Below are 22,142 nucleotides of genomic sequence, written 5' to 3'. Positions count from 1 at the left end.
TCTAACTATTCCCCGAGCTTATATGGCTGTAAACGAAAACATGGAGCTGGAAGAGCTGATTCGGCGGGCGACCAGTCCGGCGACGGCTGAAGCCGCTGCCCCGCCGCCCGGCACCTTCAACACGACGGCCCCGCCCGACGACGATGACGCGGGCGTGAGCCTGGACCTGGGCACGCTGCTGCTGGTGGCGCGCCGCAGTCTGCTGTGGGTGCTGCTGCTGCTGGGCCTGGGCGTGGCGGGCGCCTGGCTGTATCTGCGCTACACCAAGCCCGTGTACAAATCGACCTCGCTGCTCAAGATTGACGAGCGCAGCGAAGCCAACGACCTGGGCCTGGGCGGCGGCCCAATGGCCGCCGCCGCCGACAACGGCCGCACCAACAAGCTGGCCGGCGAAGTAGAGCTAATTAAGTCCAACCTGATTTATCAGCAGCTCAAGAAGTCGCTCTCACTCGATATAAACTACTACGTGCAGGGCACGGTGCTGGAAAACGAGCTGTACGATACCTCGCCTTTCCACATCGAGTACACCATCACCGACCCCACGCTCTATAACCAGAAGTTTAACATCAACTTCACCTCGCCGCAGCGCTTTAAACTCTCCTTTACGGGCCAGGGCCGGACGCTGGGCGGGGACTATGCCCTCGACCAGCCCATCTCCCTGCCCGGCATCAGCCTGCGCGTGACGGGCGACCAGGCACTGCTGCGCGAGCCGGGTGCGCTGGAGCCAAGCTACCACTTCACCATTCAGGACGACGGGACCATCAACGAATACCTGGATAAGAACCTGACGGTAGAAATCGTGAATCCAGACGCCAACACCATCCAGATTGCGTTCACTGACTTTAATCCGGCCAAGGCGCAGAGTATCGTCAATAAGATTGACACGGTTTATCTGTACGAGAAAGTGGCCCGCAAGCAGGAAGCCAGCGCGCTGAAGCTCAAGTTTCTGGACGAGCAGTTGTCGGAAAACGGCAGCAACCTGCAAGGCGCCGAGCGCAGCATTCAGGAGTTTGCGCGCCGTAACCAGACGTACGACGCCAAGTCAGAGCTGGCGCGCATCGAGGCCAAGCTGGAAACGCAAGAGATTGAGCGCCTCAAGCTCGAACAGCGCATTGAGCTGCTCAGCGACATCGCGCGCCTCGTCAACCAGGACCAGCTTACCCAGTCAGACACCGAAACGGTCGAGCAAACCTTTCCGGGGCTGGCCAAGCTCGAAGACCCGCAGCTCATCGCCCAGCTCAACGACCTGAACTCGCTGCAATGGAAGCTGCGCGTGCTGAGCCGCTCCCAAACCGATAAGACCGAGGCTTTTCAGCAGCGGCGGGAAGCGCTGGACTACACCCGCCGCAGCCTCAAGCGCCTGCTGGCCCAGGACCAGCGCCTGCTCCGCGAGGAGTTGGAGCTGCTGGACCGGCAGCGGGCCAAGCTCAGCGCGCAGCTGCAAGGGATGCCGGAGAAAATCACTGAGCAGTCGCGGCTGCTCCGGCCCTTGGGGCTTTACGAGAAGTTTTACCTCAGCCTGATGGACAAGAAGGTAGAGTTTAACATTGCCAAGGCCGGCACTACCGCCGACTTCCAGATTCTCTCGCCCGCCTCGCTGCCCACGGCCCCCATCCTGCCGGAGCCGCTGCTGGTGTATGCCATTGGCGTGGTAGGCGGCCTGGTGCTGGGCATCGGCCTGATTGGCGGGCGCTACTTTATGCACAACACCGTCACGAGCGTGCGGGAGCTGGAGCGCAGCACGCAGGCGTCGGTGCTGGGCGTGATTCCGACCTACGACAAGGAGAAGATGGAAGTCTCGCGCCTGATTGTCGATAAAAGCACGAAGTCGGCCATCTCCGAGTCGATTCGCTCTATCCGGACCAATCTGGACTTCATCAGCTCCGGCAAGCAGAAGCGGCTCATCTCCATCACCTCGACTATTTCGGGAGAAGGCAAGACTTTCGTGACGGTCAACTTGGGCGGCATCATTGCTATGTCGGGCCTGCGGGTGGTCATCCTGGACCTGGACATGCGCAAGCCCAAGGTTAATCTGGCCTTCGGCACCGAGAACGTGCAGGGTGTCAGCACGATTCTGATTAACCGGCACGGCGTGGCCGAGTGTATTCAGCGCACCAGCATCGAAACCCTGGATTTCATCTCGGCCGGTCCTACCCCCCCCAATCCGTCGGAGCTGATTCTGAGCGCGCGCTTCGACCAGATGATTGCCGAGCTGTACAAGTCCTACGACGTCATCCTGATTGATACGCCGCCGGTGGGCCTGGTCACCGACGGCATTCTGATTATGCGCAAGGCCGATATTCCAATTTACATTATCCGGGCCGGCTACTCGCGCAAGGTGTTTATCAAGAACATCAACAAGCTGATTCACACCAACAACCTGACGCGCATGTGCACCATCTTGAATGATGCCAGCGCCCAGGGCGGCGCCTACGGCTACGGCTATGGCTACGGCTATGGCTACGGGGCCTACGGCATGGGCTACTACGAAGACAGTCCGAGCAAGCCACTCACGCTGGGCCAGAAAGTGCGCCGCTTTTTCACCTGATTGTTTTTTAGTTGTCCGTCGCTGGTTGTTAGTTGTCAATTCTTGTTAGACAGCCTGATAGTGATAACTAGCAGCTCACAACCAGCAGCTAGCAACCAGCTACTAACCGAATGATATTCGTAACCGGCGGCACGGGCCTGATTGGCTCTTTCCTGCTGCGGGAGCTGCGCCGCCGGAACTTGGCCGTCCGGGCCCTGCACCGGGGTTCCCTACCCCCCCCCGACGCTCCCAAGGGCATTGACTGGGTGCCGGGCGACCTGCTCGACACCGACCTGCTGCGGGCCTGCCTGACGGGGCGGGGCGAAGCCGTCAGCCACGTTTTTCACTGCGCCGGGCTGGTTTCCTACGCCCCGCAGGATGAGGAGGCCTTGCAGCGCGTGAACGTGGAGGGCACGGCCGCGCTGGTCGATGCCTGCCTCGAAGTGCCGGGCATCCGGCTGGGCCACGTCTCATCGGTGGCCGCGCTGGGCACTTCGCCGGCGCCGGGGGGGGTAGGGAATGCGGGCCAGTTGCACGTGGTGGACGAGACGGCGGCCTGGGACCTGGGCGCCAGCCACCCGGCCTACGCCACGTCGAAGTACCTGGGCGAGCTGGAGGTGTGGCGCGGCGTGGCCGAGGGTCTGTCGGCCATTATCGTAAACCCGTCGGTGGTGCTGGGGCCCGGCGACTGGAGCCGCAGCAGCACCCGGCTCTTGCGCTACGCCCGGCAGCAGCACACGTTCTACACGCCGGGCCTGCTCAACTTCGTGGACGTGCGCGACGTGGTGGCCCAACTCGGGCGCCTGACGCTGGACCTGCCGGCCGTGCGCGGCCAGCGGTTCGTGCTCAACGCGGGGGCGCTGCCGCTGGCCGATTTTTTCCGGCAGGCCGCCGCTGCGTTTGGGCGCCGCCCGCCCTCGGTGGCCGTGCCTGACTGGGCCGCCGAGCTTATCTGGCGCCTGGAGCACGGCCGCGCGCTGCTCACCGGGGCGCGGCCCCTCATCACCCGCGACACGGCCCGCGCCGGCCGGCAGCCCGTGCGCTACGAGGCCGCCAGGGTGCAGCAGACCACGGGCCTGCCCTTCCGCCCCCTGCCTGATACTATTGCCTGGTGCGCCGCCGAGCTGACTTTGCGGGAAAGCGAGGGGGTAGGCGCGTCCGCGCCCCTTGCCGTATCTTAGCTTACGGCTGCCCTGCCAGCCGGGCAGATTTGACGGTCTGATTTGGGATTTGGACGTATTCTGTCCGAACCGGTGTTAGGATGATGGCCAGCTTGTCGGGACGGCAAGCGTGGCCGGCCTTTTGAGATACTTATGCGCATGAATGAACCTTATGAGGACCCCCGCGCGGCCCTGGATGCCGTGCGCCGCTATGAGCGGATGGTGGCCCACAACGAACCAGTCTTTTTCGACCTGGAAGATTTCGAGAACATCATCGACCACTACGTTACCAGCCAGCGCTACGACCAGGCCCTGCAAGCCTGCGACGCCGCCCTGGGCCAGTATCCTTTTTCGACCGAGCTTTTGATTGACCGCGCCCAGGTGATGGCCATGAAAGGCCAGTACAGCGAGGCTGAGCAGCAAATTGAGCAGGTAGCGGCCCTCGACCCGCTCAACCCTGATGTGGCCGTGACGCGCGGCATCATCAGCACCCAGCGCGGGCAGTTTGCCGAGGCCGTGGCCTACTTCAAGTCGGCCCTGGAAGGCGCGCCGGAGCGCGAGGATATTCATTTCAACCTCGGCCTAGCGTACCAGAGCTGGCAGAAATTTAAGAGCGCGGCCAAACACTACAAGCAGAGCCTGCGCCTGAACCCCGACAATGAAACTGGCGTGCAGGAGCTGCTGCACTGCCTCGACGTGACCGGCCGCCTGGAAGAGCACCTCGACTTTTTCAAGCAGTTCACCGACGACGACCCTTACTCAGCCATCGCCTGGTATAACCTGGGACAGTATTATTACCGCCGCGAGTTGTTCGACGAGGCCCGCGAGGCGTTTGAGTTTGCCATTACCATCGAGGACGACTTCTATGATGCCCACCACTGGCTGGCCGACACGTTCGTGTGCCAGCAGAAGTACCGCGAGGCCATTCCGGAGTTTGAGCTGAGCTACCCGACCGGTGAGCCCACTGATGAAGCCTTGTGCAACATCGGCGAGTGCTACGAGAAGCTGCGCGAGTGGGAGCCCGCCCGCCGCCACTACCAGAAAGCCATCGAGCTGAACCCGCTCATGGACGAGGCCTGGTTTGGGCAGGGCGTACTCTTGCAGGAGCAGGAGCGCTGGTTTGAGAGCATCCATTTCTTCCGCAAAGCCACTCAGATTTACGCTGACAGCGCCGAGTACTGGACGGCCTTGGCCGCTGCCGAAAACCACGTCGGCAACGTGGTGAGCGCCGTGGAAGCCTACGAAAAAGCCACCGAAGTCGCGCCGGATGATTTCCAGGCCTGGGTGAGCTGGAGCGCTATTCTCTACGAGCAGGGCCACTACGCCGAGGCCGCCGACCTGCTGCGCCACGCCGTGGAGCTGCACCCCGACGAGGCCCATTTTCACTACATGCTCTGCGCCTACCTGCTGGCCGATGGCCGCTACCGCGAAGCCTACCAGGAACTGGAAACGGCCCTGACCTTGAACTTCGACCAGCACCATCTGCTGTTCGACTACTTCCCGGAGCTGAAGCAGCAGCCGGGCTTGCAGCGTCTGATCGAGCAATTCCGCAAGTAGCGCGCCGTAGCGTGGACGCTGCGAATCCGCGCGTGGGCTGTTCGGGCATCATTCACGCGCGGACTCGCAGCGTCCACGCTACAAGCCATCCGTCTTACTTTTGCAGCTGCCCGTCGGCCCGACGGGCAGTTTTTGTTTTTCCAGCCAGCCCATCATCATAAGCTGATTCCCTACCCCCCTCATGAATTACGACCTCTCCAACCTGCCCGAGCGCACCCCCAAGCCCCGCGAGCAGGGCTACACGATGGTAATGGACAAGGGCCTGAGTTTGCGCGAAGTGGAAGACTTCCTAGAGGTCGGCGGGCCGTACACCGATATCGTGAAGCTGGGCTGGGCCACTTCCTACGTGGTGCCCAACCTGAAGCGCAAGCTCGAAATCTACCGGGAAGCGGGCATTCCGGTGTATTTCGGAGGCACTTTGTTCGAGGCCTTCATCATCCGCAATCAGTTTGAGGACTACCGCCGCCTGCTCGACACCTACGGCATGGAGTACGCCGAAGTCTCGGATGGCAGCCTCGACCTCGACCACGGCCGCAAGTGCGACTACATCCGCGAGCTGAGCCAGCAGGTGCGGGTGCTGAGCGAGGTAGGCTCGAAAGATGCCGAGAAGATTATTCCGCCCTACAAGTGGATTTCGCAGATGCAGGCCGAGCTGGAGGCCGGCGCCATCAAGGTCATCGGCGAGGCCCGCGAGGGCGGCAACGTGGGCCTTTTCCGCAGCACCGGCGAGGTGCGCTCCGGGCTGGTGGAAGAGATTCTGACCAAGATTCCGTTTGAGAAAATCTTGTGGGAAGCGCCGCAGAAAGCCCAACAGGTCTGGTTTATCAAGCTGCTCGGCGCCAACGTCAACCTGGGCAACATCGCGCCCAACGAAGTGGTGAGCCTCGAAACCATCCGGCTAGGTTTGCGCGGCGATACTTTCACCCACTTCCTCGACATGGACGCCGTGGACCCCATGTTTCGCCCCCCGGCCCGGCCCAGCGGCCGGCCCGGCACTTCCATGCCTCGCGGCTAGGCACGGCCGGCGGCCCGTGGCAAGAAGCACGCTGCCGGTCTCAGAACATGAGGTCAAATTCCCTACCCCCCTCCGCGCGACCAACCCTTAGCCGGTACTAGGTGTGCTTTAATGAACTGATAGCACAAAAAAGCCGGCCTCCTCGCGGAGACCGGCTTTTTCCTTTTCGGCCCCTGGTGCTTATTGCTTCTGCATCTTGAAGTTCTGCACTTTGCCGGAAGGCAGCGTCAGCTGCACCATATAGATACCGGCGTTCAAGCCGCCCAGGTTCTCAAGCAACAACTCACTGGCGACGCCTTCCAGGCGCTCCTGCTGCACCCGCAGCGTGCGGCCGGTCAAGTCGCTCAGGCGCAGCGTGGCGGTGCCGTTGCCGGCGCCGGCCACTGAAATCGAGAGGTTGTCGGTGAACGGGTTGGGGAAGGCCAGCAGCGTGGCCGAGCCCGCCGCCACCCCGAAGTCCAGCACCCGGATGGGGGACAAGGAAGCTTTGTCGTCCAAGTCTACCTGGTTGAGACGGTAGTAGCGGTTACCCGACTTGCCGGCTTCGGCGTCGAGGAAGCGGTAAGTCTGACGCTCCGAGCTGTTGGCGCTGTGGCTGGCCACGAAGCCCAGGGCGCGGAAAATCTTGCCGTCGGCCGATACTTCCACGAAAAAGCCTTTGTTGTTTTTCTCGGTGGCCGTTTCCCAGGTTAGCACGGCATCGCTGCCGGCGCGCTTAGCCTCGAAAGCGGTGAGCGTGACGGGTAGGGGCGCGGTGATGTCGCCCAAGGTGAACGTGGCGAAGGTGCGGACGCTGGTTTTGGTCAGAATGTTATTCACTACATCCGGCACGGCATCGCGGCCCAGTTGGGTGAACTGGTTGCCCGAGCTGCTCGACACGAACAGGGACAGGTTAGGCTCGGCGATGGAGCCGACGCCCTGCGGCCCCAGGTTCCGGGTTTCGCTGTCGAGATAGCGGAACGTCATCGTGGCGCTCAGGCCGCCGTTGCCCGTGTTGGGCGAGCTGGGCCGCACGCCGAAGATGCGGCGGGTGCTGTAGCGCGGCGAAGGGCTGCCGTCAGCATTGGTAAATATCGGCGAATAGCCCTCCGCGGTGTTGCGGGTCACGAGCACGTCGCCGGGGTTATTGCTGCCCGTAAATAATAGCGACAAGCCAATATTGCCGAAGGTGCGGGGGTCGGGCGTGTTAGTACCCTCTACCACTTCATTAGCCCGCACGTCGTTGCGCGTGGTGCGCACAAAGCCGCGGACATAGGAGGGAATGGTGCCCGCATCAGACTCTCCGGCAAGCTGCGCCCCATTAGGCGCATCCGTCGAGCGGCCCGCCAGCTCCACGTAGCGGGCGTCAGGGTCAGAGATATCGGTGGTGAGCAAGCCACCGTTGGGCATGAACTCCAACGAGACGGCGATGCGCATTACCCCGGTCAGGTTTTTAGTACCACCTCCTGACATTTCAATCTCGGTAAAGCTACCGCCCGTGATAGTTTGATTGCCACTGCCCGCGAACTCCATCACGGTGCCGCTTGCCCGCTGAATGTAGCTGTCGAGCGAGTTGTTGAAGCTGCCGAAAACCTTCCAGCGGCCATTAACCAAACGGGTGATAGAGCGCTGCGCCTGCGTGGAGCCCTGCAAGTCCACGTTGCGCGACAAGGCCGGGCCGGATTGCGTATTGTCTTTCACCGGGCCGTTGGCAATGGTGCCATTGCCCAGGTTAGTAGTATAGGAAACGCCGGCATTGATGTTGGGGTAGGGACGGGTGTTGCCGGTGCCAAAATCAGGAATAATGACGTTGGTGTTGGCGTCTGGAAGGCGCTTAAGGTCCCAGTTGGCCGAATTAAACCAGTCATCGTCTACCTCCCCGGTCCAAGTGATAACCGGTATCGGCACACCAATCAGCGTGAATGGGGCTGTGTAGCCGTTGCCGTTGTTGTTGTCCTGAAGCGTTATCACGGTGTTGTTGCGCAACACGTCGGACTCGTAGCGCAGGGTGATGGTGTAGTCGCCGGTCCCGAAGTTGGCCAGGCCCGAAATCAGGTTGCGGAAGGCGGTCGTGTTCGAGAAATTACGGGTCGTGACACCATCGGCCGTCGTAGGCGAGCCAACCTGGGGTAGGAAAATGGTCGACTGCTGAAAGACCACCGGACTGGCCCCGTTCTGGGCCGGCTTGATGACCTGATAAATCAGGCGGGCATTCTGGACCACGTCGCCAAAGCTCTCGGCCGTGGTGGCGGTGCCGCCATTCAGCAGGAGCTGGCCGGTGTTGATATCAAACAAGCCCAGGTTGGTCTGGGTAAACAGCGGCGTGCGGCCGGAGCTGGCGCCAAAGGTTTCGTTGGCATTGCCACTGCGTGCGACAATGACGTTGGTGTTGCCAATGTTGGTGGGTGCCGGACGGGTACCGGTGGCGGTGAAAACCGAGCGGCGAATAACTGATTCGAGTCGCGTGGGCCGGTCGCCAGTGGTATTGTCAATACCACTAAAAAATACATCGAAACGGTAGCTGGCGCCCGGAGTACCACCCGTAGTTATGGAAGCTAGTAGATTACGGGCCGCATTGCTCAGCGTAAATGTGCGCACCCCATTAACTACTCCCTCATTGACTAGCGGAATGCTAATGAAAGCAGTAGCCCCAGTGTTGCTAGCGAGAGTACCCGGAAATACCCGGAAAAACAGCTCGCCCTGGTCGAAAATATTACCATCTGTCTCATTGATGGTAAACGAAGCTCCTTCCAGACGGAAGGCATCAGTAGCAAGATTGAAAGTGCCGAAATTCCGACCTTGAAACTCATCAAAAGGGGTATCGCTGGGTCTGGGGCTTTGTGTGTTGTAAGTAGCCGAGAATCCCCCCGTGGTGGGCCGGATGGCTACATTAACCGAGTTGCTGGCTATGGTTGACTGGGCCCGCGCTAGCGGCGAAGCACCAAGGCCTAGCAGCACCGCGAAGAAAGTCAGGAAAGCTTGCCAGGGTCGGCGGCCGGGCCTGAGCTTCCCAATTGAGGTAGAAGTGTGCATATTAAAAAAAAGGTAAATGTGACGGATGGAAGACAGCTAAAAAAGACAATTTGAAAACAACCAGATTTCCAAATTCAGGCCGCATACGCGGCCGCCGAGGCAAGGTTTATATCTACATAAATATATTAACATAGTTAAATAATTTATGTATTTTTTATCACTAATTTTGTGCTAGTTACCACAACTCTCTACTAATGCGCCAAGGATTAACAGGGTAGTACTCTGCGTTAAGGTATACTTAATGAACTACGCTGTAAGGCACGGAAGCCAGGGCTTTCTTTGACTCGGCCAGCTCGACGCCCAGCACATCGTGGACGCTGACTCGGATTTTATTGGCCAACTGCGTGATGGGCAGATCGTTGGAGTCGCGCCCGAATGGGTTTTCAATTTCGTTGCCAATCATTTCCAGCCCGAGCAGGGCGTAGGCGCCGAACATAGTGATAGGAATCATCCAGTAGCCCGTGGTTGAGAGCAGCACGAAGGGCATTACGAGGATAAAAATCGTAATGAAGGCCTTGATGAAAAAGCTGTAGGAGAACGGGATGGGCGTAGCACGGATGCGCTCACAGGAGCCATTGACTTCCATCATGCCCAAGAAATGGGGCTTGATGGTGAGGAAGTGCATCGGGTCGAAGGCTTCGACGTGGCGCAGTTGCTCCAGGCTTTCCATGAGCACGGCCACGATAGTGGTGGTCACGCTTTCGGCAGCGCGCAGCCGGTCGATGATGTCGGGGGTGGCTTCGAGCTGATGAAACTGCACACCCTCGCGCAGGGCGCCCTTGAGGGCGATGGGAAAGTTGGAGATGAGAGCCGCGTAGTAGCGGCGGTTCGATTTCGCTTCCCTGGGCAGCAGCGCGTTCAGCTCCTGGGCCAGGCCGCGGCAGTGCGACACCAGCTGCCCCCAGAGCCGACGCCCTTCGTAGTAGCGGTCGTAGGCTGTGTTGGTGCGAAACACGAGCAGCAGGCTCAGCAAAATGCCCAGAAACGAGAAGTACTCGCGGCTGATGTTCATCATCGGGTGATGATACTCCAGGACCCAGAAGGCAATCAGCGTGTTGTAGAGGCCCACCAGGGCCACCCGGCGCAACAGCTCCCGGATGACCTCGGAGGTGTGGAAGTGCCAGATAGCTTTCCACCAGTCCCCAGTTTTATAGACAATCACAGGAGTAGCGTTTTTGCAGAGGCGAGAAGAGCAGGAAAAGGGCCAGGTCCGACGGTGGGAGAAGCGGAGCTGGCGCACACGAAAATCGCGCCACGATTCCGGGGTTGAAGCCAGGCAGGGGGATAGGGAAGTCAGGCGCTGGCTGAGCGCTCGCTTCCGCTGCGCATCCCGTTACTTTGCAGCTTACTTCATTGCCGCGCATGGAACTGCTCAAGCACTTTTTCGACCTTGTTCTGCACCTCGACAAAACCCTGCTGAACGTGGTGCACGACTACGGCGCCTGGACGTATCTGATTCTGTTTCTCATTATTTTCACCGAAACCGGGATTGTCATCTTCCCCTTTCTGCCCGGCGACTCGCTTTTGTTCGTGGCCGGCACGCTGGCAGCCTTGCCTAAGCCGGGCTCGGCCGAAACGCTGCTGCACCTGGTGTACCTGATTCCGCTGCTGCTGCTGGCGGCCTTTTTGGGTGATAATCTGAACTACTTCATCGGCGACTACCTGGGGCCGCGCGTGTTCCGCGAGGACTTCAAGCTCTTTAACCGCAAGTACTTAGAGCAAACTCAGGCTTTCTACGCCAAGCACGGCGGCAAGACTGTTATCATGGCCCGGTTCGTGCCCATCGTACGCACGTTCGCGCCGTTTGTGGCGGGCGTGGGCACCATGAAGTACCGCCACTTCCTGAGCTACAGCATTATTGGGGCGCTGCTGTGGGTGATTTCGCTGACGCTGGCGGGCTACCTGCTGGGCAACATTCCGTGGGTGCGCGACAATTTCACCATCGTTATCTACGGCATCGTTCTGTTGTCGGTGCTGCCAGCGGTGCTCTCCTACCTGCGGGGCAAGCTGAGCGGCAACCGGGGGGTAGGGAGCGGCGAAAACGCCTAGCGTCTTGGTTCTCTTCGCAAAAAAGCCGGTCCTTCCACTTTCATTCCCTACCCCCCTCTCCCCGCCCCATGCCCCAGTACGGACTTATCGGCCGGCGCCTGGGCCACTCGTTTTCCCAAACCTACTTCACCCAGAAGTTCAGCCAATTGCACCTCGACGAGCACCGCTACGAGCTGTTTGAGCTGGAAAGCCCGACCGAACTGCCCGCGCTGGTGGCCGCCCACCCGGAGCTGCGCGGCCTGAATGTGACCGTGCCCTACAAGGAGCATATCTGGCCCTACCTCGATGAAGTAGCGCCCTCGGCCGGGCGGGTGGGGGCGGTGAATGTGATTGAGTTTCGGCCCGACGGGCGGCTGGTGGGGCACAACACCGACTACCTCGGCTTCCGGGACTCGCTGCCCGGCTTTCTGCCCGCCGACCTGTTGCGCGACGGCGCCCTCCGGGCCCTGATACTGGGCACGGGCGGCGCGGCCAAGGCCGTGGAGGTGGGTTTGCGCGAGCTGGGCATCGGCTACTGGCTGGTGTCGCGCGACCCGCTGCGCACCGGCCTCACCTACGACGACCTGACGCCTGAGTTGCTGCGCGCTCATCAGCTCATTATCAACGCCACACCCGTGGGCACTTATCCGGCCATCGAGGAGTGCCCGCCCTTGCTCTACGCCGCGCTCGGCGAGCAGCATTTTCTGTACGACTTGATTTATAACCCCGCCGAAACCTTGTTTTTGCGCCAAGGCCGGGAAGCCGGCGCCCAAACCAAAAATGGCTTCGACATGCTGTGCCGGCAGGCCGAAGCCGCTTGGGTCATCTGGGAGCACTAACGCTTTGTTCAGGCAGTACCAGCAAAAACTCCTACCCCCCTCCCCCGAAGGAAGGCCGCTTCTTGTCAGGAGCGGCCTTCCTTCGGGGGAGGGGGGTAGGGAAATCAGCTCAGCGCCAGGGGCCGCTTCCGGCTTTAGGCGGGCTGCGCTACGGGGGCCAGCTTCCGAGCGATTTCGGCCGTGTGCCGGCCCTGAAAGCGGGCGCCTTCCAGCTCATTCTCGCTGGGCTGGCGCTCGCCCTGGCCGCCGGTGATGGTGCTGGCGCCGTAGGGCGTGCCGCCGGTCACGGTTTCGTGGCCGTTCTGGCCCTGCCAGGCGTAGGGCAGGCCCACTACCACGAAGCCGTGGTGAAACAGCTCGGTGTGGAACGAGCGGATGGTGGTTTCCTGGCCGCCGTGCTGGGTAGCCGTGCCCACGAACGCGCCGCCGACCTTGCCAACCAGGGCGCCGCGGGCCCAAAGGCCGCCGGTGGCGTCTAGATAGGCCTGCATCTGGCTGGCCACGTTGCCGTAGCGGGTGGGTGTGCCGAAGATGATGGCATCATACTGCTCCAGCTCTTCGGGCGTAGCGATGGGCACGTGGGCAAAGGCTTTTTGGGCCTCAGTGGCGTGAATTTTATCCAGCAGCTCGGCCGGCAGGGTTTCGCGCACGCGCTTCACCACTACCTCATTGCCTTCGACCTGACGGGCGCCTTCGGCGACGGCTTCGGCCATTTTCCAGAGGTGGCCATAGGTCGAATAAAATAGAACGAGGGTCTTCATGGGGTTGGTTTTGAGGAGAAAATGAGAAGAAAAGTTAGAGCACTGATTTAATTAATGTATGTACATCAAATGTATCAACATGGTTTTGTATAGCCAACCCGACTTCGCTAACTGCTTTTCAGTGAGCTGGTTATTTTTGCTTTTTGCTAAATACTACTAGTGGTATGCAACGCTGGACCACGGAGCAGCCTCTGCTTAATTACGACGCGGCGGCGACAATCCGGGCGGGCGTACGCTTATCTTTCCAGGCTTTCGACGCCGTATTTATGAAGCTTGCTTTACAAGGAGGGGGTAGGGATTTGCGGGGACGGGCCCGGCAGCTAGCGGCCGGGGCCCACCGGTCTGCGGCATGAGCGCGGTTAGCTGGCCCGCTTTTGGGGCCGACGACCAGGCCAACGAGCAGCCCGCCGCGCCGCGCCTGACGCTGAGCCGCCCCACTCCGGCCACGGCCGCCTCGGAAGAGCAGCTGATTACGGCCTGCCTGCGCGGCGAGCGCGCGGCTCAGAAACAACTCTATGACCGCTACGCGTCCCGCATGATGGCCGTGTGCTTGCGCTACGCCCAAACCAGCTTTGAGGCCGAAGACATTTTGCAGGAAGGCTTCGTGACCGTGTTCCGGACGCTGAGCGGCTTCCGGCGCGAGTGCCCGCTGGAGTTCTGGATTCGGCGCATCATGATAAACGCGGCCCTGCGCCAGCACCGCCGCAACGCCCCGCTGGTGGCCGTGAGCGACGGCGACTACCCGGTGGCGCTGGCCAGCGAGGAGTTTACGCTCAGCTCTTACGCCTACGCCGAGCTGCTGGAGGTGGTGCAGCAGCTGGCCCCGCGCTACCAGCTCGTGTTCAACCTCTACGCCATCGAGGGCTACACGCACCGCGAAATTGGAGAGCTGCTGAGCATCTCGGAGGGCACCAGTAAGTCGCAGTACTCGCGGGCCCGCGTCATCCTGCAAACCAAGCTGGCCCGCCTGGGCACTTCCCATCACCCCTCAACCAAATCTTATAGCCCAACTCTACCTACCCAAGATGAAGAATCAGGAACCGACTAAGCCGACTGGCAGCCTCGAGGAGCTGTTTCGGCACCACCTGGCCGGGGCGGCAGTGCCGCCGGCCGCGCGCGTGTGGGAGCAGGTGGACAATACCCTGCTGCTGGCCGAAAACGAAACCTACCGCCGCCGCCTGCGCGCCACGCGCTGGCTGGCGGCAGCCAGCCTGCTGCTGGCCACGCTGGCCGGCACGGGCTGGTGGTCCCACCGCGATTTTCAGCCCACCGAGGCGAGTGCTACTGCTGCTGCTGCTGGCCCGGCGGACTTGGGCGCCGGGAGGGGGGTAGGGAATCAGCTGTCAGACCGCGCCGCCGCGCCAGCTACCGCTGCCACACCGACACCGGCCACCAGCTCAGCCCCAACGACTGACCAGTCTGGGCGCCTGCTGGCCAGCCAAGCAAGTCGGTCGGGCCGCCGGCCAGTGGCACGGCTAAAGTCGGCTTCTTCTACCGGGCGGCAAGCTGGTCAGGCTGATTCTGATGGACGACTAGCCGGCGCAACTGGCCGGTCAACGACCGCGCGCGCCGCCGTAGTGACGCTGCGCCCGCCGGAGCAGGGTTCTGCCGCAAACGAGCAAGGCAGGTTTGCCCGCCCAGCCACTTCTACCAGCGCGGTTGGGGTCACGGGGCAATATCGCCCGGACGTCGCCGCTGCTCAGCCTGGCACGGGCGGCACGGAGCCGGCGTCGGCCGCCTCGACCCCAACAGCCGAGCTTGCAGCGGCGGCCGGCCAGCTTACGGCGCTGTCGTTGCTGAGCGGTGTGCCGACGAGCCTCGCGCCGGTCCCTAGGCAGCCGCTGCCTACCCCCCTGCCCCTGCTGGCCACCTCAACTTCCGAAAGCCCGACTGGGCTGGCGCGGCGCTGGCGGCTGGGCGTGGGCTATAGCGCGGGCCTGTTTCAGGCGAACGTAAACTTCGCGCGGGGGGGCGTGGCTGATGTTCAGCCGCCCTACAACCCGGCATTGGGCGACAACTCCCCCGCCCTGAGCGAAGCCGCCGCGGCCGAATACCGCGCCCAGCAGCGGCCCGGCTTCAGCCAGCGCCTGCGCCTGCAAGCCAGCCGCCGCCTGCGCGGCCACTGGAGCCTGGAAACCGGCCTGGAAGTCGCGCAGCTGGAGTCGCGTTCGGCCACGTCCTACATCTTCACCGGTGAGCAGGTGCCCGACCTGAGCCAGCCCCTGGGGGGTGGCCCGCGCCAGGCCACGAGCGCCCGCTACCGTACGGTCGGCCTGCCGCTGGAGCTGCGCTACGCCAACTCCATTAAAACCGGGTTCTCGCTTTACGGCCGCCTCGGGGCCGTCGTAAGCGCCCTGCTCACGAGCCGCACCGAGGTGGCCGGCAACCCCGAAGCTACCCGCACCTACAAGCTGACGTCGGCCAGCACGCCCTACCGGCGGGTGCTGGGCACGGTGCGCGGGGCGGTGGGCGTGCAGTTTCGGCCCGCCGGCCACGACTACACCCTGAGCCTGGGCCCCGTGGCCGAGGGCGGCCTGTGGTCGCTGAACGCGCACCCAGCGCAGAATTTTCTCAGCCAAAGCCGGCCCTACAGCTTCGGGCTGGAAGCGACGGTAGAGTTTGGGCGCGGCCCGAAGGCGCAGTAGTCGTTATCGCTGCTGGCTAGAGGAGCAGCCCGCCCGCTTGGTTGCTGGCCAGGAGCACCCCTGGACAATCAAGCCGGCGCGAGCAGTTGCACCGGAGAATTAAGAATTGATTTTCATTCATCTCTTTTCTTCATCTCCTTCTTCAGCCATGAAAAAGCCTTTCCAGTTCGTACTGGCAGCGTTTCTGCTGCTGATTGGGCTCCTGAGCAGACAGCGGCAGCCCGCCGCGCCCGGCCGCAGCGGCGGCGCCAGCCTCTACCTGATGCGCCGGCTGTAGCAGAAGGGGGGGGGGTAGGGCTGCCGGCAGGCTTTTTCCGGAAGCCAAGAAACCCAAACCGCAGCGGCGGGGTTAGTCCAGACGGCCCAGTTCGGCCGCTTATCTTTCCCGCATGGACAAGTACCAGCTGACTTCGGAATTCAAGCCCACCGGCGACCAGCCCACGGCCATTGCCAAGCTCGTCGAAGGCGTGAACAATGGCGAGCCGGCGCAGGTGCTGCTCGGCGCCACCGGCACCGGCAAGACGTTCACGATGGCCAACGTGATTGCCGAAACCGGCAAGCCGGCCCTGGTGCTGTGCCACAACAAGACGCTGGCCGCCCAGCTCTACGGCGAGTTCAAGTCGTTTTTTCCGCACAACGCCGTCGAGTACTACATCAGCTACTACGACTACTACCAGCCGGAGGCCTACATCGCCAGCACCGACGTTTTCATTGAGAAAGACCTGGCCATCAACGAAGAAATCGAAAAGCTGCGGCTGCACACCACGTCCACGCTGCTCAGTGGGCGGCGCGATGTGATTGTGGTGGCGTCCGTCTCGTGCATCTATGGCATCGGCAACCCGGAGGAGTTCAGCAAAAACGTGATTTACCTGGCGCCGGGCCTGCGCTACTCGCGTAATAACCTGCTCTACCAGTTCGTGCAAATCCTGTACTCGCGCACCGAGGTGGAGTTTTCGCGCGGCACGTTCCGCGTCAAGGGCGACACAGTAGACGTGTTTCCGGCCTACGCCGACTTTGCGTATCGCATTTACTTCTTTGGCGATGAGATTGAGGCCATCCAGAAGATTGACCCGGTAAGCGGCAAGAAGCTGACCGATGAGAAGTCGGTCACGCTCTACCCCGCCAACCTGTTCGTGACCGGCAAGGAGACGCTGCACCAAGCCATCAAGGAGATTCAGTTCGACATGGTGGCGCAACACAGCTACTTCGAGAAGGAAGGCCGCGACTCCGAGGCCAAGCGCATTCAGGAGCGCACCGAGTTTGATTTGGAGATGATTCGGGAGCTGGGCTACTGCTCCGGCATCGAGAACTACTCGCGCTACTTCGACCGGCGTGAGCCCGGCGCGCGGCCGTTCTGCCTGCTCGATTATTTTCCCGCCGACTATCTGTTAGTGGTGGATGAAAGCCACGCCACCATGCCCCAGATTCGGGCCATGTGGGGCGGCGACCGCAGCCGCAAAACCGCGCTCGTCGAGTACGGCTTTCGTTTGCCTTCGGCGATGGACAACCGGCCGCTGACCTTCAATGAGTTCGAGAGCATGTACCAGCAAGCGGTGTTCGTGTCGGCCACGCCGGCCGACTATGAGCTGGAGCAGTCGGGTGGCATCATCGTGGAGCAGATTATCCGCCCCACGGGCTTGCTGGACCCTGAAATCGACATCCGGCCCAGCTCAAATCAGGTGGATGACCTGCTGGATGAAGTAGACAACCGCGTGAAAATGGGCGACCGGGTGCTGGTGACGACCCTGACCAAACGCATGGCTGAGGAGCTGAGCAAGTACATGGACCGCCTCGGCATCAAGGTCGAATACGTGCACTCCGACGTGAAGACCCTGGACCGGGTGGAGATTCTGCGCCGCCTGCGCCTGGGCGAAATCGACGTGCTTATCGGCGTCAACCTCCTGCGCGAAGGCTTGGACTTGCCGGAAGTGAGCTTGGTCGCCATCCTCGATGCCGACAAGGAAGGCTTTTTACGGGACCAAAGAAGCCTGATTCAAACGATGGGCCGTGCGGCGCGAAATGACCGCGGCAAGGTCATCATGTATGCCGACCGCATCACTGGCTCGATGCAGCGCGCCATCGACGAAACTAACCGCCGCCGCGCCACGCAGCTGGCTTATAACCAGGAGCACGGCATCACGCCGCGCACCGTGCGCAAGAGCCACGCCGAAATCATGGGCCAGACTGACCTAGCCGACTACCGCGTGGTTGAGGCCCAGAGCTACGCTGGCCCCGACAGCGGCGACACCGCCACGCTGGCCCTGGCCGCCGAGCCTGTGGTAGCCATGATGACCCGCCCGGAGCTGGAAAAGCTCATCAAAACCACCGAGAAGCGAATGGAAGCCGCCGCCAAGGAGTTGGACTTTCTGCAGGCCGCCAAGCTGCGCGACGAGTTGGCCGCGCTGCGCGTCATGCTCAAAGGCAAGCGCGACTAAGGCAACTAGAGTAATAATTCCCTACCCCCCTTATGCGACGCGGGTCGCATCATTGGCCGCAAGCCATTGGTCGTCCTGGCACACCGGGCAGCGGGCGGTGCCGCCGCGGGGCAATTCCTGGACTTGGCCGCAGCAGGTGCAGGCATGGTAGCCGGCTTCTTCGGCGCGGCGGCTGGCTTTTTCGAGGCGTTCGGGCCAGATGGGCAAGCCAGGCTTCACTTCATCATCGTTATAAAAGTAAATACTGAAGTGGCCCGTTGCCTCGATGTAGGCCCGCCGCACCTGCCCCAGGTGCTCGACCTGAAGCTGCCGCAACTCGCCGAACAGCTCTTTTTGGGTGATGTTCTGGCGGTTGAACGTATCCCACTTGACGCAGCCTTCCTCAACCAGGAGCTGGGGCTTGCCTTCCAGCCAGTCCGAAAAGGACGGATACTTCTCAGTGGCCCAGTTAAACATTCGGTACAGGGCGGCCACGATCACAAAGACCACCACGGCGTGCAGCACTGGCGTATCGTCGTAGAGCATGGTGTCGCCGGCAGCTGAGCCCAGGGCCAGAATGATGCTCAGCTCAAACAAGGACAGCTGCCGCACGCCGCGCCGGCCCGTCACGCGCAGTGCCCCGATAATAAGCAGGTAGGTGATGACGCAGCGCAACACCACTTCGAGCAGAAACAGCGGCGGCGCATCGTCCGACCACAGAATACGCTGCCAATCGAAGGGTATGATATCGGCGGCGAGAAAAAAGGCAGTGACCATAGTGGCCCCGCTAACGCAACTTGCTGCCAGCCCGTTGTTAAGCTTGGCGGTCGGCACCAGACTATTTGACTGGCCGGCTGGCCAATTCCCTACCCCCCCGCCGGACGTTGATGGCTGGTAGGGGGTAGGGAATTGGCCAGCCGGCCAAATAGCATCCGGCAGCGTCAGGGCTGTGGGCGCTACGCGGCGGGAGCCAGTGACTGAAACGCCTGCTCGCCCGCGGCCACCAGCCTGACTGCCTGCCGGGCATCAGCCCGCCCCAGCACCTTGAGCCCGACCGGTGGTGGCAGGCACGAAACCGAAATCATCCAGGCTGCTGCCGTCGGGCAGGGCGTCCCTGAGCACAAAGAGCGCGCTTTAGGGGCCATAGGCAAACTTATTACGCTGCCCTTGGGCGTCTCAACGATGCCGCGGCAGCCCTCAGCGCCGGCCGCCGCGGGTAGCGTAAGCAGGTTGGCACTCAGGGGGGGTAGGCGAAAAGCAAGGCGGCTGAATTTAACTCAGCGTTTGTTTGGCTAGTCCTGCCCAGCCATGCCCTGGGTTGTAGCGCCTTGGCGCAGTCCCGGCTTCGAAGCCCTCAGACTTGGGCGCCGCGCGCTTTTAGCAACGCATTTTCAGAAGGTGCTTCAGCTATGAAAAGCGTGGGGCCAGAAAAAATAATTGTGTTTTGCCAAGAGAGGGCTTGACAACTAGCAAGTCGCCTGAAGGGCGGAGGCCCCTCAGGTGAACGCCGGCAAACCAGATACCGGCTCCGAAAAGCGCCTGTTTCACTTTGGAAAACTGGCGCGGGCCAACGGGCAAAAGACCGTCGTCATAGCTTAAAAAGCTAGCACTGAAGCTGTAGAAGAAGGACTCGAACCTCCAAGGAGCAGTTAGCCGGCCGCGAAGCCACTTTATCCCTTATCTCCGCCCTCGAGAGAGGAGGGTATGTCTGCCAGTTTCACCATTCTACAAGGTAAACGCGGCCGTTTGCCGGCGAATGGGACAAATATAAGAATTAAATTTAGCTTGTCAAGACCTCAAGCAAAAAAATTAAGCGACGCTTAACGAAATCCGGCAGCTTATCAGCCCCGATAGGTGGGCCCAGCAGTCGTTCAGACTTCGTTTCGGAAGCTGATTTCGCCCAGACCCTGCGGTGTTGCCAGCGTCTGACCACCAGCGCCGATCAACGCAGCTAGGCAGCCCTGAGCGGTGGTAGGCACTGCGCCGGCCAGGACGCGAATGCTCGCGGAACACGCCCGCTCCACTACGCGGCCCGGCGACCAACGCTGACTACCCGGACTTTTCTCTCGCTCAGGCAGCACTTGGCATCCAGGCTGGGACCAGCCCTCTTGCCTGACCGCTCGCTTGGCCGCTCAGACCAAGCCGTTGCTGCCGGCAAATCGGCTCCTACCGGGACCGTGCGCCACACTTAATGCTGCCTGACTACTACGAACGAGTTAAATAATCTCTAGCATTTATTTGCACTATTTCTTTCTATTATTTCAACACTGCATTCAGCAAATAAAATTTATAATCATAAGTTCTTTCGGCTTCAAGTAGCAATCAAGTAGTCGAAAGGGCATTTTTAAGGAGGGGCAACTTCGATTGATATCTTTTTTAATTTTTAGTCCGCATTCCAATAATTTCGTTAGATTTGTACTTTACTAATAAGCTAAATCTTTTAATAATAAATAACTTTCACTCTTAAATCCCATTCGCTTTGAAATACTCATTACTCCTACTGCTCCTTATTCACAGCTTTATTTTCCGGGCCCAGGGACAGGCGCCAGCCCGGACGGCTAACGAGTACGTGCGGCCTTATAATGAGCCGTTTCAGTACGGCATCAACCTGGGCTACTACAACAGCGCCTGGACCGATGAGCGGCTGGCCAGCATCGCTCAGGACCTCAACGGCCACTCGGTGCGGCCCACGCTGCCCGACCGCTTTGTCGAGCAGTATGGCTACTCGGTGCGCTCGAGCACTTTCACCGATTACGTTAACAGGTATGGAATGCGGGAAATAACCTGCTTCGTGGAGGGGCCGTCGGAGGCGCACCGCGACAAGACGGTGTATCCGGGCGGCTCGGCGCAGTCGAAGCTGTTTGCCCATTTGTACGAGCCCATCTGGAATCCGGACGGCTCAGTTAACCCGAACAACTACTACGCTAACTACCTCTACCGGCTGCTGCAGATTTACGGCGACAAGGTGCGCTTCTGGGAAATCGTGAACGAGCCTGACTTCACGTTTGCCTATGACAAGGATGTGTGGCTGACCCGCGCGCCCCGGCCCAGTGAGCTGACCAATATGCAGGCGCCCATCTTCCACTACGTGCGGATGCTGCGCATCAGCTACGAGGTGATTAAGAAGTATCATCCGGAGGCTTACATCACCACGGGGGGGGTAGGATATCCGCAGTTCGTGGACGCGCTGCTGCGCTACACCGACAACCCCGTTAATGGCACCGTAACGGCCGCCTACCCCCGCGCTGCCGGCGCTTACCTCGACGCGCTGAGCTTTCACTCCTACCCCGCCTACTCGCTCCACTACTGGGACAACGGCGTGGGCGGGATGCGCTACCGCCGCACCTCCGACTACGCCGCCAACCGGGTGATGGTGGAAAAGGACGCTATGCTCGCCGTGCTGACCAAGTACGGCTACGACGGCACGAGATATCCAGCCAAGCAGCTGCTGATGACAGAAACCAACATCGGCCGCCGCACCTCCGGCACCCGCACGGGCTCGGACGAGATGCAGCGCAACTTCGGCATCAAGACCCTGGTGCTGGCCCAGAAGCAGAATATCCGGCAGCTCTACTTCTTCGCCATCGCGGAAGGCGTAAGCGCCCCGGCCGTTGGCCAGACGGTATCGGGCGACGACGAGATTGGGCTGATGGGCCTTTACGAAAGCCTGCGCCGCGACGCGCCCGGCGCCCAACGGTCGACGCAGCTAGGCAAGGCGTTTGCCACCACGTCGAAGCTGCTCTACGGCTATTTCTACGACCCGGCCCGCACCGCCGCGCTGAGCCTGCCCGCCGGCGTAGATGGGGCCGCCTTCCGCAAGGATGGCAGCTACCTGTACGTATTGTGGGCCAAGGCCCTGACGGACAATGTGGAATCGGCCAGCGCCACCTATTCCTTTCCGGCGGCCTGGAACCTGGCCGGCGTGCGGCGCTACGAGTGGAACTACGCCGCTACCAACGCCCAGACCGCCCAGGCAGCCCAGAGCATTGCCCTGACCACGACGCCCAGCTTCTTCAGCGAAACGGCCGGCAGCGCACCCACACCACCTGCTCCACCTACCCCTCCTGCCCCCCCCGCGCCGCCTACTCCCCCTGCTGCCCCCACTCCGCCTGCTCCGCCTACCCCCCCGGCGCCGCCTACTCCCCCTGCTGCCCCCACTCCGCCTGCTCCGCCAACTCCCCCTG

Annotated in this window: 15 protein-coding genes; 11 read left to right on the top strand and 4 right to left on the bottom strand. The window is 61.4% G+C overall.

Features of this window, described 5'->3' with window-relative positions; all coding sequences use genetic code 11:
* Positions 1-22: 22 nt before the first annotated feature.
* From ACFE70_RS00075 to ACFE70_RS00060, 4 genes are all read left to right on the top strand, one after another.
* Complete coding sequence (locus tag ACFE70_RS00075) at positions 23-2,548, top strand: polysaccharide biosynthesis tyrosine autokinase (protein ID WP_375415664.1); 2,526 nt, start codon at positions 23-25, stop codon at positions 2,546-2,548.
* A gap of 110 nt (positions 2,549-2,658) precedes the next feature.
* A complete protein-coding gene (locus ACFE70_RS00070) occupies positions 2,659-3,708 on the top strand; it encodes an NAD-dependent epimerase/dehydratase family protein (RefSeq protein ID WP_375415663.1) in 1,050 nt (349 codons plus the stop codon).
* Positions 3,709-3,846: 138 nt separating this feature from the next.
* Entirely contained in the window at positions 3,847-5,244 is a 1,398-nt protein-coding gene (locus ACFE70_RS00065) for a tetratricopeptide repeat protein (protein ID WP_375415662.1), read from the top strand.
* 181 nt (positions 5,245-5,425) lie between these two features.
* The gene (locus ACFE70_RS00060) at positions 5,426-6,259 is read left to right on the top strand and encodes a phosphosulfolactate synthase (RefSeq protein ID WP_375415661.1); all 834 of its coding nucleotides are present in this window, start codon (positions 5,426-5,428) and stop codon (positions 6,257-6,259) included.
* 180 nt (positions 6,260-6,439) lie between these two features.
* On the opposite strand, the gene ACFE70_RS00055 is transcribed toward ACFE70_RS00060, so the two are convergent.
* On the bottom strand, positions 6,440-9,271 hold the full coding sequence (locus ACFE70_RS00055; RefSeq protein WP_375415660.1) for a T9SS type A sorting domain-containing protein: 2,832 nt from the start codon (positions 9,269-9,271) through the stop codon (positions 6,440-6,442).
* Between the two features lie 238 nt (positions 9,272-9,509).
* A complete protein-coding gene (locus tag ACFE70_RS00050; protein ID WP_375415659.1) occupies positions 9,510-10,433 on the bottom strand; it encodes a bestrophin family protein in 924 nt (307 codons plus the stop codon).
* Between the two features lie 200 nt (positions 10,434-10,633).
* Here ACFE70_RS00050 and ACFE70_RS00045 point away from each other — a divergent pair, with 200 nt between their 5' ends.
* Both ACFE70_RS00045 and ACFE70_RS00040 read left to right on the top strand, forming a co-directional pair.
* On the top strand, positions 10,634-11,320 hold the full coding sequence (locus ACFE70_RS00045) for a DedA family protein (protein ID WP_375415658.1): 687 nt from the start codon (positions 10,634-10,636) through the stop codon (positions 11,318-11,320).
* Between the two features lie 68 nt (positions 11,321-11,388).
* On the top strand, positions 11,389-12,138 hold the full coding sequence (locus ACFE70_RS00040) for a shikimate dehydrogenase family protein (protein WP_375415657.1): 750 nt from the start codon (positions 11,389-11,391) through the stop codon (positions 12,136-12,138).
* Positions 12,139-12,272: 134 nt separating this feature from the next.
* Here ACFE70_RS00040 and wrbA read toward each other — a convergent pair whose 3' ends face one another.
* Positions 12,273-12,899 carry an NAD(P)H:quinone oxidoreductase gene (gene wrbA / locus ACFE70_RS00035; RefSeq protein WP_375415656.1) on the bottom strand — a complete coding sequence of 209 codons (627 nt, stop codon included), beginning with the start codon at positions 12,897-12,899 and terminating at the stop codon, positions 12,273-12,275.
* A gap of 349 nt (positions 12,900-13,248) precedes the next feature.
* On the opposite strand from wrbA, the gene ACFE70_RS00030 reads away from it, so the two are divergent.
* From ACFE70_RS00030 to uvrB, 4 genes are all read left to right on the top strand, one after another.
* Positions 13,249-13,947 (top strand): RNA polymerase sigma factor, encoded by a 699-nt coding sequence (locus ACFE70_RS00030; RefSeq protein ID WP_375415655.1) that lies wholly within the window; start codon positions 13,249-13,251, stop codon positions 13,945-13,947.
* Positions 13,925-15,544, top strand: a complete 1,620-nt coding sequence (locus ACFE70_RS00025; RefSeq protein ID WP_375415654.1) for a hypothetical protein — start codon at positions 13,925-13,927, stop codon at positions 15,542-15,544. The genes ACFE70_RS00030 and ACFE70_RS00025 overlap by 23 nt, the downstream gene beginning before the upstream one ends.
* Positions 15,545-15,692: 148 nt before the next feature.
* Positions 15,693-15,821 (top strand): hypothetical protein, encoded by a 129-nt coding sequence (locus tag ACFE70_RS00020; RefSeq protein WP_375415653.1) that lies wholly within the window; start codon positions 15,693-15,695, stop codon positions 15,819-15,821.
* A 112-nt stretch (positions 15,822-15,933) separates the two neighbouring features.
* The gene (uvrB, locus tag ACFE70_RS00015; RefSeq protein WP_375415652.1) at positions 15,934-17,979 is read left to right on the top strand and encodes an excinuclease ABC subunit UvrB; all 2,046 of its coding nucleotides are present in this window, start codon (positions 15,934-15,936) and stop codon (positions 17,977-17,979) included.
* Between the two features lie 30 nt (positions 17,980-18,009).
* On the opposite strand, the gene ACFE70_RS00010 is transcribed toward uvrB, so the two are convergent.
* A complete protein-coding gene (locus ACFE70_RS00010) occupies positions 18,010-18,735 on the bottom strand; it encodes a YetF domain-containing protein (protein WP_375415651.1) in 726 nt (241 codons plus the stop codon).
* A 1,702-nt stretch (positions 18,736-20,437) separates the two neighbouring features.
* Between ACFE70_RS00010 and ACFE70_RS00005 the strand changes: the two genes are divergently transcribed.
* Positions 20,438-22,142, top strand: a 1,705-nt coding sequence (locus ACFE70_RS00005) for a hypothetical protein (RefSeq protein WP_375415650.1), incomplete at its 3' end; no start/stop codon positions are given.

The organism is uncultured Hymenobacter sp. (assembly GCF_964243305.1).
Classification (GTDB): Bacteria; Bacteroidota; Bacteroidia; order Cytophagales; family Hymenobacteraceae; genus Hymenobacter.
The sequence above is the reverse complement of the archived record's forward strand: the minus strand, read 5'-3'. Positions and strand labels throughout refer to the sequence as shown.

Bases quoted from the DNA above. Each gene is read 5' to 3' on its own strand.
- ACFE70_RS00075 (WP_375415664.1), top strand. From the start codon at position 23: ATGGCTGTAAACGAAAACATGGAGCTGGAAGAGCTGATTCGGCGGGCG.
- ACFE70_RS00070 (WP_375415663.1), top strand. From the start codon at position 2,659: ATGATATTCGTAACCGGCGGCACGGGCCTGATTGGCTCTTTCCTGCTG.
- ACFE70_RS00065 (WP_375415662.1), top strand. From the start codon at position 3,847: ATGAATGAACCTTATGAGGACCCCCGCGCGGCCCTGGATGCCGTGCGC.
- ACFE70_RS00060 (WP_375415661.1), top strand. From the start codon at position 5,426: ATGAATTACGACCTCTCCAACCTGCCCGAGCGCACCCCCAAGCCCCGC.
- ACFE70_RS00055 (WP_375415660.1), bottom strand. From the start codon at position 9,271: ATGCACACTTCTACCTCAATTGGGAAGCTCAGGCCCGGCCGCCGACCC.
- ACFE70_RS00045 (WP_375415658.1), top strand. From the start codon at position 10,634: ATGGAACTGCTCAAGCACTTTTTCGACCTTGTTCTGCACCTCGACAAA.
- ACFE70_RS00040 (WP_375415657.1), top strand. From the start codon at position 11,389: ATGCCCCAGTACGGACTTATCGGCCGGCGCCTGGGCCACTCGTTTTCC.
- wrbA (WP_375415656.1), bottom strand. From the start codon at position 12,899: ATGAAGACCCTCGTTCTATTTTATTCGACCTATGGCCACCTCTGGAAA.
- ACFE70_RS00030 (WP_375415655.1), top strand. From the start codon at position 13,249: ATGAGCGCGGTTAGCTGGCCCGCTTTTGGGGCCGACGACCAGGCCAAC.
- ACFE70_RS00025 (WP_375415654.1), top strand. From the start codon at position 13,925: ATGAAGAATCAGGAACCGACTAAGCCGACTGGCAGCCTCGAGGAGCTG.
- ACFE70_RS00020 (WP_375415653.1), top strand. From the start codon at position 15,693: ATGAAAAAGCCTTTCCAGTTCGTACTGGCAGCGTTTCTGCTGCTGATT.
- uvrB (WP_375415652.1), top strand. From the start codon at position 15,934: ATGGACAAGTACCAGCTGACTTCGGAATTCAAGCCCACCGGCGACCAG.
- ACFE70_RS00010 (WP_375415651.1), bottom strand. From the start codon at position 18,735: ATGGTCACTGCCTTTTTTCTCGCCGCCGATATCATACCCTTCGATTGG.